The 13,555-nt window shown below is 43.7% G+C and carries 11 protein-coding genes; 3 read left to right on the top strand and 8 right to left on the bottom strand.

Going from position 1 to position 13,555, the window contains the following annotated elements; translation table 11 throughout:
* Positions 1–260: 260 nt before the first annotated feature.
* The 3 genes from BT127_RS17115 to BT127_RS02340 form a co-directional block, all read right to left on the bottom strand.
* Entirely contained in the window at positions 261–3,374 is a 3,114-nt protein-coding gene (locus tag BT127_RS17115) for a carbohydrate-binding protein (RefSeq protein ID WP_075423422.1), read from the bottom strand.
* Positions 3,375–3,844: 470 nt separating this feature from the next.
* Complete coding sequence (locus tag BT127_RS02345; RefSeq protein ID WP_075423421.1) at positions 3,845–4,951, bottom strand: hypothetical protein; 1,107 nt, start codon at positions 4,949–4,951, stop codon at positions 3,845–3,847.
* A 12-nt stretch (positions 4,952–4,963) separates the two neighbouring features.
* A complete protein-coding gene (locus tag BT127_RS02340; protein WP_318257116.1) occupies positions 4,964–5,479 on the bottom strand; it encodes a sigma-70 family RNA polymerase sigma factor in 516 nt (171 codons plus the stop codon).
* 384 nt (positions 5,480–5,863) lie between these two features.
* On the opposite strand from BT127_RS02340, the gene BT127_RS16675 reads away from it, so the two are divergent.
* Positions 5,864–6,016: a hypothetical protein gene (locus BT127_RS16675; RefSeq protein WP_175541900.1), complete on the top strand. Its 153-nt coding sequence runs from the start codon at positions 5,864–5,866 to the stop codon at positions 6,014–6,016.
* Positions 6,017–6,085: 69 nt separating this feature from the next.
* Here the strand turns inward: BT127_RS16675 and BT127_RS02330 are convergent, their stop codons facing one another.
* Together BT127_RS02330 and BT127_RS02325 are read right to left on the bottom strand one after the other, a co-directional pair.
* Positions 6,086–6,682 (bottom strand): alpha/beta hydrolase, encoded by a 597-nt coding sequence (locus tag BT127_RS02330; protein WP_075423418.1) that lies wholly within the window; start codon positions 6,680–6,682, stop codon positions 6,086–6,088.
* The gene (locus BT127_RS02325) at positions 6,679–7,290 is read right to left on the bottom strand and encodes a TetR/AcrR family transcriptional regulator (RefSeq protein ID WP_075423417.1); all 612 of its coding nucleotides are present in this window, start codon (positions 7,288–7,290) and stop codon (positions 6,679–6,681) included. Before BT127_RS02325 ends, BT127_RS02330 begins: the two co-directional genes overlap by 4 nt.
* A 608-nt stretch (positions 7,291–7,898) precedes the next feature.
* Here BT127_RS02325 and BT127_RS02320 point away from each other — a divergent pair.
* Complete coding sequence (locus BT127_RS02320; RefSeq protein ID WP_075423416.1) at positions 7,899–9,185, top strand: hypothetical protein; 1,287 nt, start codon at positions 7,899–7,901, stop codon at positions 9,183–9,185.
* 194 nt (positions 9,186–9,379) lie between these two features.
* Here BT127_RS02320 and BT127_RS02315 read toward each other — a convergent pair whose 3' ends face one another.
* Genes BT127_RS02315 through BT127_RS02305 form a run of 3 tightly spaced genes read right to left on the bottom strand, consistent with a single transcriptional unit; the run spans position 9,380 to position 12,485 of the window.
* On the bottom strand, positions 9,380–11,131 hold the full coding sequence (locus tag BT127_RS02315; protein ID WP_075423415.1) for a 1-deoxy-D-xylulose-5-phosphate synthase: 1,752 nt from the start codon (positions 11,129–11,131) through the stop codon (positions 9,380–9,382).
* A 13-nt stretch (positions 11,132–11,144) separates the two neighbouring features.
* Positions 11,145–12,005 (bottom strand): aldo/keto reductase, encoded by an 861-nt coding sequence (locus BT127_RS02310; protein WP_075423414.1) that lies wholly within the window; start codon positions 12,003–12,005, stop codon positions 11,145–11,147.
* A 24-nt stretch (positions 12,006–12,029) separates the two neighbouring features.
* Positions 12,030–12,485: a flavodoxin gene (locus tag BT127_RS02305; RefSeq protein WP_075423413.1), complete on the bottom strand. Its 456-nt coding sequence runs from the start codon at positions 12,483–12,485 to the stop codon at positions 12,030–12,032.
* A gap of 154 nt (positions 12,486–12,639) precedes the next feature.
* On the opposite strand from BT127_RS02305, the gene BT127_RS02300 reads away from it, so the two are divergent.
* Complete coding sequence (locus BT127_RS02300; RefSeq protein WP_075423412.1) at positions 12,640–13,479, top strand: LysR family transcriptional regulator; 840 nt, start codon at positions 12,640–12,642, stop codon at positions 13,477–13,479.
* Positions 13,480–13,555 lie beyond the last annotated feature (76 nt).

The raw sequence follows: 13,555 nt of genomic DNA, 5'->3' as shown, positions 1-13,555 counted from the left end.
GGCAAAAAAATAGCGGCTCACCGAAGTGAGCCGTAGCTGGAAGCATATCATACTGCTTCATCCTTTGTTCTGTTCATTTCCTGTCGGGCGTTCTGGACTTCCTCCATGCGTTGAAGCTCCGCAGCAGCATCCTCCAGCCCCAGATGGAGTATACCTGATACCGCACAAGACAGAAGGACTTTCGCTCATTGGAAAAAAAGGCGGTATGTACAGGCGTACTCCTCAGGGCTTTAACAGCGTATTCTCAGGAGAGCTTCCGTTTATTTACTTTTCAACGATCTTCTCATCATGCAAAGATCAAAAGCATCGATCTTTCCGTCTTTGCACAGATCCGCAGCCTGCCAGTCTTTCAGTTCCACATCAGGAACAGCAAGGAGCCATTTCTGCAAAGTTACGATATCAGCAATATTAAATTTACCGTCTGCATTGCAGTCACCTATCACAGTATTATTTACGCAGAACCAGTTGAGATTGAAAAGATATCCCTCTCCGCCCTTGAATACAAGGTAAACATCATTCACACCGGAGGTCTTATCAATGCTGCACTTCTGAGTTTCCCATGTCTGCCAGCCGCCTGTATCGCTTACATTCAAAGTTCCTATGAGTTTTCCGTCAGGTGAACCAAGGCGCACTTCAATTGAATTATCTCCGCCGTTTGAACCCACACGGAAATCAATATTTTCCGCACCGTCTCCGAAATCAACGTTTTTGAATCCGATATGATCATCATTTTCTATGTAAGCAACATCTTTTCCGCCTTCGCTGCAGTCTTCTGTTTCTATACCTGATTTGGTCGTATAATTTTCTGCTTCGATTCTTTCACCAAAAGGAATAGGTTCAGCAGATACGATCGAACCTGTAACACTGACCTTACATTTTGCTGTAAACTGCCTGTCACTTGGTTCCAGTGTTCTTGCTAAGATATCGACTGTACCGTCTGATAATGCAGTTACTACACCGTTTTTATCAACAGATGCCACAAGCGGATTTGATGAAGTCCAGATGACCACCTTGTCTGTTGCATTTTCCGGTAAAACATCAGCTTTTATCTGAGAAGTTTCGCCTGCATTCAGTGATATATTTTCCTGACTCAAGCGAATCCCTGCTACATTTACACGAGAACCGTTCAGCTTCCATTTTGCCTGGATCCTCTGATTGTATTCCGGCATGATGAATGTGGAAATAGTGCCGTCTGCACTGACCGGAGTTACATCCATTGCATCGATACCGACCTGCCAGCCGTCAAATGTATAACCGGGTCTTGATTTTGCGTCTATTGTTACACGTTCACCCGGCTTATGATATTCTGTAACCACAGAACCCATGGAATCACCAACATTGCTGAGAACCAATACACGCTTTTCAGCTCTGTTGATCCTGACAAGGTGCATATCCCTTGCACCTACAGATTCAAGTTTTGTTGTGCCAACAGGTTCAAGGCGGAATACAAGAAGCTGGTCAAGATCATATCCGCCAAGAATTTTAACACGGACTGTTTTTTCAGTATCGCCTTTATTGAATGTTACAGCCGGATCGTCAACAAAGCTGTAATCCTTATCAGGCTGTGCATCACCTGCTACAGCATCGACCTTGAATTCCATTGTGCTTACAGCAGGCTTGCTGAGGCTAAGCTTAAGGTCAATGACATCTCCCGGTTTAGCAGAAGTATTGAGATTTGCAAAGCTTACATTCACATCTTCTGTCAGACCGAGATCCTCGTTATAACCTACATCGGTCTTCGGATATACTGCATATGCACCCTTGTTTACTCCGTTATGACCTGAACCGATCGCCGGACTTCCTTCCTTCAGACTGAAATCACCTGCGGCAGGATCTGCAAACATCGGATTCTCATGACTGTTTGTCTTTGTTCCAAGCTGTGCATTCAAAGCATCTACCGTAATATTAGACTGTGACGGATCCATATAGCGAACATACTCAGGTTTCCTTTCTGAATACCACTGATTGTTCTGAACAGTAAGTGAGCCGCCGCCTTTAAGGTCGATTCCGTGCCATGAATGGAAACCGTTTACAGATGTTTCCTTGACAAGGAGTCCGACAGTATCATTGCTGTTATACATACTGTCATTGTCTTCATAGGAAATATTATTTATAACATCATTATTATATGATCTGTCGAGAGAAATACCATTTTTAAGATTATATGTTACATTATTGACCCATCTTGCATCCCATGTCGAGCCGGTATCCCAGAATGCGGAGAAAAGTCCGGATTCAATTTTCTGTGCGGGGAAATTCATAAAATATGGACCGATCGGCATTCTCTTGTTTTCGTCAAGAGGTTTATTATAAACAATATTCTCATAAGCCCAGTTGCGTGTACATTCAGACTCATTGAACATGAAATATGCTGTATTGTGTGCTACATTTCTGACGGCAGTGAAATCTCTTACGCTGATATCAAGCCAGATCGTTCCGCCGTTTACTGAACCGCCTGAATAATTGAAGGCAAATGCATTATTTCTGTTTCCGTCAGCTCTGCCGCCTAATGTGGAGGATTCCGCACCGCCTGCACCGGCATTTTTTCCTATTGCGCCAATAAAAGTGTTCTCAGAAATAATACAGTTCTGGGAATGATTGTCATAGCAAAGTGTTTCGCCATATACACTCTGGAAGTAGTTGTTTCGGATAACATTATCCTGTCCTGCAACAGGAATAGTTACATCAGGGCGATAAACTCCCTGATTGGACCAGGTCCACGGAGCATTGTAAACACAGCCGATATTCTTGAACTGGTTATTCAGTACCACATTGCCCTTTCCCATAATGTTGATCGTACTTCTTGCGTATTTATAGTCCTCGAATACAAAGCCTTCGATTTTTACATAGTCACGTCCGAACAGATTAAATACGTCAGTCAGCTCATTCTTTCTTGCAGCAATGGAGTATTCTATACCTGCATCATCGTAATGCCTGACCTCATCTTCTTTCCACCCCGTATCGGCAAGCCACTGTGCCTTTACCTGCGGAGTAATTGTTGAGCCGTTGAAAACATCCTTATGTTTTATTATTACCTTACCAATATCAGATGTATTTTCAGGTCTGAATACGATCATAGCATCTGCCTTGCCCGATTCCTTTGGCTTGATATCCTCCTCAATATATGTACCCGGGCGAATAAGTACAGTTGTTCCTGCTGTTGCTTCATCAGCAGCTTTTTTGATTGAACGATACGGACTGCCGGATGAACCGTTTCCCGTTTGATCGCTGCCGTTTTCTGCAACATAGATAATTCTTCCGCTGATGTCGGCTGCTTTTATTTGTGGTAAAGGCAGAATACTCAGACTCTGACACAAAAAAACTGCCGCATTTATACTTATCATCAGCTTCTTTAATCCCAATCCTTTGATCATTATTATGCACTTCCTTTTGATTAATAATAAGGTTAACAAACGGACTATAATATACTTGTTTCAGGACTCGTTCATTATCAAGACTCAACAGCAAGTTAAATATTGTAATATCAAATAACATTTTATAATTAATTATACCATTTTATTTGTCTCATGTCAACATAAAATATGAAGAAAAGGTGGACAAAATAACGCATTTTCTACTTATCCCGACTATGATCTCAATGTTTTATCTGATCCCGAAGTTCATTAACAATAGTAAAAGCCATATCCGTATCTGCGCTCAACCGGAAATCCGCTGCGGCGACAGGATCCACAATAACATTTTTATCCGGACAATCGAATAATATGCAAATGAGACCGACTGTTTTCACAATCGGTCTCATCATATACTCTTTTATTTCACTTTTTGGCGTTTACTCCGAATTTGGTAGCGACTATCAACTGACAAATATTCATCTGTGTTATTATTAATTACCAGTTGAAGAAGTATTTGGATATTCATATTCAACATCCTTCTGCTCGATTCTCCAGTCCTGAGCCTCTTCATCGAATACTATCTTAAATGTTACTTCGCCGGGAGTTGCTTCGTATACTGCATTTGGAGTGGTATTCAGTTTTCTTTTAAGTGTGAAAGATTTTTCAGTTACGTCAGTTATTTCCATCGGATCATCTGTCCAGTAATTATCGCTTATATAATCACTAGAGATAACTTTCTGATATAATTCACCCTCATACTCAATATATGTATATGCAAGGTCTATTTTTCCGTCAGCAGGAAGAGTATCTGCTGTAAATGAAGGTCCGAATAACTCATAGTTATGTGTATATTCAGCATTGACAGAATAGAATGGATCATAATTTTTGCTGTAATATGTATTATAGAGCTTTTTCAAGCCATCCATACTTTTCTCAGTTAGTCTTTCATCAGAAGTTTTATAATATAATAGTTCAGCATCACTTGTCCACCCGTCATACCGGATAGTGTAATTTAACCTTATGCACTCTGAATCTCCATCATATCCTCTTGTACGGGCAAAAATATCGAAGAAGCACTCATAATCCCAATAATCATCAGTGAGCTTATGTGCTGCCTCTTCAGGAGTTAAGCTCTTTGTATCAGCTGCTTCTGTAGTTGTCTCAACGACAGCAGATGTAGTTATTGTATCAGCTGTTGTAGTAATGCTTGTTATCACAGGAGATCCTGTAGTAGCTTCTGTCGCAGATGATGAACTATCAGTAGAAGGCTCTGCTTCTGATGATGAGCTTTCTGCCGGAGCTGAATTCTTCATATTGCGGAGCAGGTAGTTTCCTCCGCCGATTCCGCCTGCGATAATAGCAACTGCTGCTGCCATACCTGCAAACTTTATCCACCTTGGACGATTGTATTTTTCTACACCGTGTACGCTGTTATTGTTATCCTCATCAGCATGGTTTGTTATATTCATTTTCTTCTTAGTCATATTAAACATCCTTTCTCTGGCTGAATCTGACAGGGACGGATACTCTTTTGCAATTCTATCAGCAGTTTCAAGGTCAATGTCGAATTCCCCGAACATTTCATCTTTCTTATTCATACATATCCCTCCTTAATAATTTATGCCGACTTCACAAAGCATGTTTTTCAGCTTTTGTCTTGCCCGGACGCTTCGTTTCTGTACTGCGGCTGCGGTCATTGAGATCGCTTTTCCTATTTCAGCTACTGTCATATTATAGTAGTACTGTTTTATTATTATCGACGTGTCAGGTTCGCCTAATTCTTTTATTTTATTAAGTAAGATGGAATTGCGCTCTGACATCTCAGCAGATTCAATTATGTTTTCTCCGGACGATATTTCCATGATCCCTTCATCTTCAGCAGATACCGTTCTATATGCTTTTACACTTAGTTTTCTGTACATATCTATTGCTTTGCGTTTGGCTATAACTCCGATAAATCCTTTCAGGTCGCCTTCCCGGTCACCAAGATAATTCATCTTTTTGAATACCTCTGTAAAAACGTCACTCACACATTCCTCTATATCTTCCGCAGTACCACAGCTTTTAAGTTTAGTTGCTGCTATGATATATACATAATTGCAGTAGTCATTGAAAATTGCTTTCATGCACTCTTCCGGAGATCTTTTCATGTGTTCCTTGAACTCCTGATCTGTCATATGCATTCCTCCTTATATTCAGTTCAGCGATCGCTTTCATTCTATCAACTCGTACTTAAAGTACCAAATAGGACAAATTTATAATAATTTTATCACATTTTTTTATGCGTTCAATACCTCCGCCATACAAACGGATTCACTCCACTAAAATGACTCACTTCTCCGCAAAAAAAGCGGCCGAGGCCGCATGCATTGAAACTATCCTTTATATAATCCATCTTTGATTATGCAGTAAAGATGCAAATGCTTTCGGATAATCCCTGCAAAAATATTGTTATGCCGTCCAGGAGAACAAAAGAATGTAAGGTGTATCCCCTTGATGAGGTACAGCGTATGTCTGATGTCTCCGGACATTGCTGTGCTTCGGGACATCGTCAGCATGATATCGCTTGCCAGATGCGACTTCTGTGCTCTGTTGATATAGTATTCAAGAGCCTTACAATCAGCATAGAACCATATACAAACGTCAAACGACTCCATCTGTAGTTGCTTTAATATAGCAATGCATAATCGCACAGCAGTTGTTTTATGTCACGGTAGCGGTCGGTCATTGTTTTATCTCCTTTTCGTCAGCCATTCTGTCAGAAACCGCATCTGCTCCTCGGTATGAAACCAATGCTCACCGCCGGACATCACCGTCAGTTCCGCGCCTGTCCTTTCAGCAAATGCAGTTATCGTTTCAAGGCTGGTCAGATTGTCATTTTCGCCGTAAAGTATCTCTGTGGGAATGTGCCATTTTATTGGGCGTTCTCTGACATAGCAAAGATATTCCCACGAAAGCGTTTCCCCGAAGTCGGTCTTTATCTCACCACGCTGTGCAAGCTCCTTTTCGCCGATACCTGCCCATTTCATCATATCAAGGATAAGACGCTCCATATCAACAATGGGTGATATAAAATATGCTTTGTTTATCTTCTTTTCTGCCAGCGAATGCATAGCAAAATAAGCGCCTATGCTGTTGGCTATGAGTATGACCTCATTGCTTTCTGCACATATCTCATCATACAGCTTCGGGAACTCTGTCTTTGCCTGCCATGGTGTTTCTGATTTGTATTCAAGCCCGATGATATCATATCCCGAAAATATGGGCTTGTATATCTCAGCTTCATCGGCGCTGCCGTTTCTGCCGTGGATATATATTACCTTTTTCATAGTTGTTCACCGCCGTTACGAATACCGAAGGTCAATACAAAATGCTCGCTGAATGCTTTTATCTGCGATATTGCTGCATCTGTTTTTTCCGGCTCACGGTCACAAAGATGTATCAGCGCCGAAATTGGTGCAGTATAGGCAAAGGCAAGCATTTCCGCATCATCATTCCGCAGCAGTCCCTTGTCGATCATGCCTTTGAAAATGTGTGTGAACATCACGGTCAGGCCAGTCAGAAAATGCTTTGTCGCAAGCTGACTTGCACGTTCATCACGGTACTGTTCAATTGTAAGGAGCTTTCTCGTCATTACAACACGCTCGTCATGTACAGTGAAATCGACCATATGCATCGTCATTGCAACAAGTCCCTCAAGCGAATCGGGTACAGGCGGAAGGTTTTCCGCCGAACCGAAATGCTCCGCATAATATGCGATCATCTTGTCGAGCAAAGAGTTCCAGATCTCCTCCTTGCTGTCAAAGTGCTTGTACATGGAAGACTTCACAAGTCCCAGCGAGGCGGTCAGCTCACGGATATTCGTACCGTCATAGCCTTTTTGCGAGAATTGCCTTAGCGCTTCATCGAGTATTCTTTCCTTTGTGTCCTTTGCCATATTTACCTCCGATAATAAAGAGTGACCTATCGTTCACTGTATATTATAGCGAACGATAGGTCACTTGTCAATAGCTGTTTTCATTTGTACATACTGAACAGCAAATTCAAGCCGGAACTCCAAGCAGTCATCGTGGAAACAATATATTTATTACTTAATGTCTTCGGACCAATGCTTTCTACCGCAGGCTCAGAGAATATTAGCGAGGAATATAGTGTCTATAATACATGCACATTATATATTGACAAGAGTTTGGACTTCTGATATTATAAGAATAAAGACACATTTCCAAATAAACTGCCCGTTGAGTGCGACATTCTGCTGTCAAGGCAGGAATCTTAAAACGGCTATTTATTGCGGATAATTGGCGTTATACAGCTCAGGAATCAGTCTATTTAAACACTCGATTTTTAGTACTTAAAACTGCTTTTTAACTTTTAAGTGTGCAGAAATACTGACACTTGTTAAACAGCCTGAAAATAGAGAAAAACAGTGCTAATCAAAAAATGCGATCGAGGATAGAGTTAAGTGCTTAAAAAAGTTGTAATAATCCAAACAGTTTGAAATGTGCTTTCCGAATCCGAGGAAGAAATGGAGAAAATGACATTATGGAAGAATATGGATTAAGTAACAACCGCTCAGACAATAAAGAAATGAAGCAGCATTATCATCGTTTTGCAAAACAGCTTTCCGACTGGTACAGCAAAGGAAACACCCCTGAGCTTGCAAGTCAGGACACTCGCTTCACGCTGGAGCTGCAAAAACAGAAACTTCAGTCACTTGGACTTAGTATGGAAATACAGATCAGGAAACCAGATGTGAGCAATGGAGGCGTCGGATCGCTTTCCTACGGTGACAGCGTCTTTGTGAATTCCATCATTGGCGGAAGCAAACACATCACCACGAACATCCGCAATTCGCAGAATGAGATCTACAACAGTGACGCTGAGGGCGGACTGACCATTGTAATACAGAATCCTAAAAACGGAAGTGTTCCGTCTCCTGACACTGCGATGAGCTGTCCGAACTGCGGTGCACCGTCTACACTTGGTAAGCTCGAATCCGGATGCGAATTCTGTAACACTAAATTCCTCATGGATGAACTGTATCCGAAGGTGATGCATTTCTTCATCCAAGAAGACGGCAAACAACTCTTCGACACAAGGGAGATCAAAAAATATATCTTGGGCTGTACCGCTTTCTTTCTTGCAATTTTCATTCTTTCGACGTTGTTCAAAGCCTTCACCGGAACATTGAATGATCCCCGCCTTTGGAGCGAAAGCGTATCCGGTATATTGGGAAGTATTATTCCCGGCGCTATGTTTGGTGTCGTTGCGTGGTTCATTGTAAATAGTATCGGCTCAGTAAAACTGATGGGTAAGAACGCCCGTGGCGGCAGTAAAATGATGAAGTCACTGATATTTTGTAATAAGATGCATACGCTTGATCCCACTTTTTCAACAGAATACTTCCGTGACAAGTCCATGTCGCTTCTGAAGCTCATGCTCTACAGCCAAAATCCGCAGGAATTGACCATCTGCCATTGCGACAAACCGATCCCGGAAAAACTTCGTGAGATCGTGGATATTACCTACCATAATTCAGGCGTTAACAAATACAGCATCAAAGACGGTGTTTGCGATGTTTCGCTCACGTTTTATACCGACAGCCTGCACTACCGCAGCGGTAAAATCTTCCGCGAGTCTGACAAAATACGCATGAGTCTGCGGAAAGTTATCAAAAAGCCTACCGATCTTGGTTTTTCTGTCATGGCTGTAACTTGTCCATCATGCAGCGCAAGCTTCGATGCGGCAAAGAACAAAGACTGCCCGTTCTGCGGCAATGCCTATCCGCTGGAGGAAAATGAATGGGTCGTGACAGATATTAGTATTTGAACAGTATGATTACATGAGAAAAAGGCTGCTGATACCGTGTTAACAACATCACACGATGCCAGCAGCCTCTATTATATGTTCACTTTTCAATACTGATCGTCACACATGATTTGAAGAGGAATTCCAAAAAACTCGCAGATCTTCACATTGGCAGTCCTTTAATAAGAGGACTTCTTTTCATGTGAAATACATTATTATTTCAGCCCACAGATTATCTCAGCAGCCAGCTTTTCGGCAGAGATACCGTGAGCATCAAGCAGTTCATCTGCCTTGAATTCTGTGTGGAAAGCCTTTGAAATGCCGTGGCAGTGTACACGCATATCACAATCGCCGTAGAATGAAGCGATATTCTGTCCGTAACCGCCCATGACCTCACCGTCCTCAATGGTGATAACAAGGCTGTGGTCGGCTTTTAACGTGTTCAGCAGTTCCTCGTCCACACCGCTGACAAATCTCGGGTTGATGACCGTAATATCAACACCTGTCTGCTCCTTCACCTTGTCGGCAGCTTCAAGCGCCATGGGAACAAGTCCGCCAACTGCAAAGAGAGCGACCTTGCTGCCCTTACGTTCTGTCTTGTTCTTCAGAACGGAGTAGTCGGTATCGTCAGCGATTCCTGTTGATTTCAGGTTATCCACCACTCTGATAGCAACGGGATGCTCCTTCTGAGTTGTAGCGTATCTGAACATCTGCACGAATTCCTCATTGCTTGCAGGCGCAAGGTAAATGAGATTTGGGATATGTGCAAACATCTGTATATCGCAAAGTGCAATATGTGTGTTGGAATTCATGCCGTATGCGCCGGGACTGAGTATCAGGAAAGTTGCAGGACTGTCATTCAGACATACATCGTGAGACATCTGGTCGTATGTACGCTGATAGAACGGCGCAAATGTACCGAATACCGCTGTACCGCCGTTTCGTGCAATGCCTCCTGCCATAGCGACTGCATTTTCCTCTGCGATGCCGACGTCGATGAACTGTCCGCGGTCGACGTATTCCTCACGGACGCCTTTCACAAAGCCAAGTCCCATAGGAGTTGCGGCATTAAGGACGATAGCCTTTTCATCGGTGTCCAGCAGTTTCTTAAGGCTGCTGAATACAACGCTTTCTCCGCCCTCATTGGGATACAGCGGTGAACCGTCCTCAACGTGGAAGGGACCGCCTGCATGCCAGCTTTCACGGTCCTTTTCGGCGTAGGGCAGGCCTTTTCCCTTGATAGTGTGGATATGAAGAACAACAGGATGGTCGATGCCCTTCACACTCTCAAACAGTTCAACCAGCTTTGAGGTATCGTGGCCGTCATCGAGATAGCGGTAATCCAGTCCCATTGCACGGAAGAGATTGTCCTCGGCAGTACCGTTGGACTCACGGAGCTTTTTCAGCGTTTTGTAGAGTCCGCCGTGATTTTCAGCGATACTCTGGTCGTTGTCATTGACGATGATAATGAGGTTCTTGTCGTACTCGCCTGCATAGTCAAGAGCTTCGAGAGCCTCACCGCCTGACAGTGAGCCGTCACCGATGAGTGCTATGATATTCTCACTGCGCTTATTCAGGTCACGTCCCTTTGCAAGTCCGAGGGCAAGGGAAACAGAAGTGGATGTGTGACCGACAATGAACATATCGTGTTCACTTTCATTCGGATTGGTATAGCCTGTCACATCACCGAAATGCGCCTCGTCAAGGAAGGCTTCCTTTCTGCCTGTCAGTATCTTGTGCGGATAGCACTGGTGTGATACGTCAAATACTATCTTGTCCTTCGGTGAGTCGAAAACGTAGTGAAAAGCAACTGTAAGCTCCACAACACCAAGGTTCGGTCCCTGATGTCCCCCTGCTTTGCTTATCTTGTTGATGAGTGCGGCTCTTGTCTCGTCCGCAAGTGACTGAAGCTGGGAAACCTCCAGCTTTTTGATGTCGGCAGGGCTGTTGATATTTTCTAAGTACATAGCTTTATCCTCCTCAGATCTTGAAACCGTTTATCATCTTTACGAATGCAGGATCGCTGTGGTCAACTATCTCGCTGTGTCCAAGATCAAGTTCAGCTATCTTATGCATATCTTCGTCCGAAAGTGTGAAGTCCCATATATCAAAATTCTGCTCCATACGCTCCACATGAACGGATTTTGGTAGGATCGAAACACCTCTCTGAGCGTTCCATTTCAATGCGATCTGAGCAGCGGTCTTACCGTATTTTGCTCCGATCTCTGTCAGTACAGGGTGGGTGAAGATACCGTGTCTGCCTTCTGCGAGAGGTCCCCATGCCTGCGGTACGATACCGTATTCCTTCATGAGCGTGATCGCACTGTCCTGCGCAAAAAACGGGTGCAGCTCTACCTGATTTACAGCGGGCATGATTTCTACATTCGCACAGAAATTCGCAAGGATAGCAGGATAGAAGTTCGATACGCCTATCGCCTTTACCCAGCCCTCTTTGTAAGCTTTTTCAAGTGCACGGTAGCCTGCAAAGTAATCGCCCATAGGCTGATGGATAAGGATAAGGTCGATATACTCCATATCAAGTTTTTCAAGGGACTCTTTCAAAGAAGCATAGGCGCCGTCCTCTGTTTTCATGTTGGATACCCACAGCTTCGTGGTGATGAATAGTTCCTCACGGCTTACAAGTCCGTCAGCGATCGCACGCTTAACTGCCTTTCCGACAGCCGTTTCATTCATATAAGCCTGTGCAGTGTCGATAAGGCGGTATCCTGTCCTGATCGCGTCATATACAGCCTGTTCGCAGACAGCCGCATCGGGCACCTGAAATACTCCGAAGCCCTCCAGTGGCATTTTTGCTCCTGTGTTCAGTGTTACGAATTCCATAATAAGATCCTCCTTGTATTGTATTTATAGACTCAGCCATTCTCTGACAGCAGCTTCTGTCAGGTGATTTCCGTCAATGCTTTTGTGAACATTTCCCCTGCACAGCTTCTTTACGTCGTCCGTGCCGACAGAACCGCTTCCGCCGTGGGTATTGAAGAGGTACACATTCTTGTCAGTGAAGTCGTACTGTTCAAGAAAACTAAGCACGATCATCGGGCATGTATACCACCATGCAGGATAGCCGATCACAATGTCGGTATACTTTGATAAATCCGCAATGTCATCTTGAAAGGAAGGTCGGACGTTTTTGTCACGCTCTTTCTTCGCCTGTGCCGCACATATGGGGTATATTTTTGAGTACGCCTTTTCCGGTTTCAGCTCAAATAGATCGCTGCTTGTTGTTTCTGCGATCATTTTTGCAGCCTTTCTTGTGTGTCCACCCCATGAAAAGAATACAGTCAGAAATTTTCTCTCCGGCATATGATCCCTCTTTTCCGGTATTGTTTTTGATACTGGTTTGTGTTATAATAAGAACAAATATCCTGTTACAAGCATATTATAGCATAATATCCGGAAATTGTAGAATGCTAATATTGGATACTGCTATAAATCATAATCATACTGAGGTGATGATATGTTGGAGTTATATCTACTGCGGCAGCTTTCCGCATTCAAAGAATACGGTACACTTTCCGAAGCTGCCGAACGGCTGTATCTTTCACAGCCTGCGCTGAGCCGTAATATGAGAAAGCTGGAGGAAGATATCGGTGTACCACTGTTTGTACGCAGCCGCAATAAGCTGGAACTAAACGAAAATGGTATACTGACCGCTGAACTTGCCGTGAAAGCATTGTCAGAGATAGACAGCATTGCAAAGCAGGTGCGGGACTTTGACCGCAGCCGCAGGACGATTTCGCTTGGCGTCTGTGCGCCCGCACCCATATGGAAACTGACTCCCCTGCTGTCGCAATTATACCCGACAATGACAATACAGACGGAGATCACAGAGGAAACAGAGCTGCTGAAAGGTCTCCACAACGGGCAGTATCAGCTGATCGTGCTGCATTTTCAGCCAGAAGATAAACACTACGTCAGCGCCGCCTGCGGAACGGAAAAGCTGTTCTTCTCGCTTCCTCCGACGCACAGGCTTGCAAATGAAGCCACGCTGTCTTTCTCCGACCTTGACGGCGAGAACTTCCTGCTGATGTCGGAGATCGGTTTCTGGCACGATATGGCTGTCAGAAAGATGTCCCATTCCAGATTTCTGATTCAAAACGACCGCTTTACTTTCGACGAGATCGTCAATGCCTCTGTTCTGCCATCATTCAGCACAGATACTGCAAATGAGTTTTTCGGAAGCAGTTCAGGCCGTATTCAAGTTCCCATTACAGACGAAGAGGCTGAGGTGAGATATTTCCTTGTCTGCCTGAAGAAGAATGATAAACAGTTCAGGCAGCTGTTTGAAGCATTATAATAGCCGGGCTTTTACTTTTATACGCAAGTTCTGTCTATTCTCTTCTCAATACCGATCGTCAGACCTGATTTGAAGC

Origin of the sequence: Ruminococcus sp. XPD3002, assembly GCA_900119535.1 — a bacterium.
Lineage (GTDB): Bacteria > Bacillota > Clostridia > Oscillospirales > Ruminococcaceae > Ruminococcus > Ruminococcus flavefaciens_H.
The sequence above is the reverse complement of the archived record's forward strand: the minus strand, read 5'-3'. Positions and strand labels throughout refer to the sequence as shown.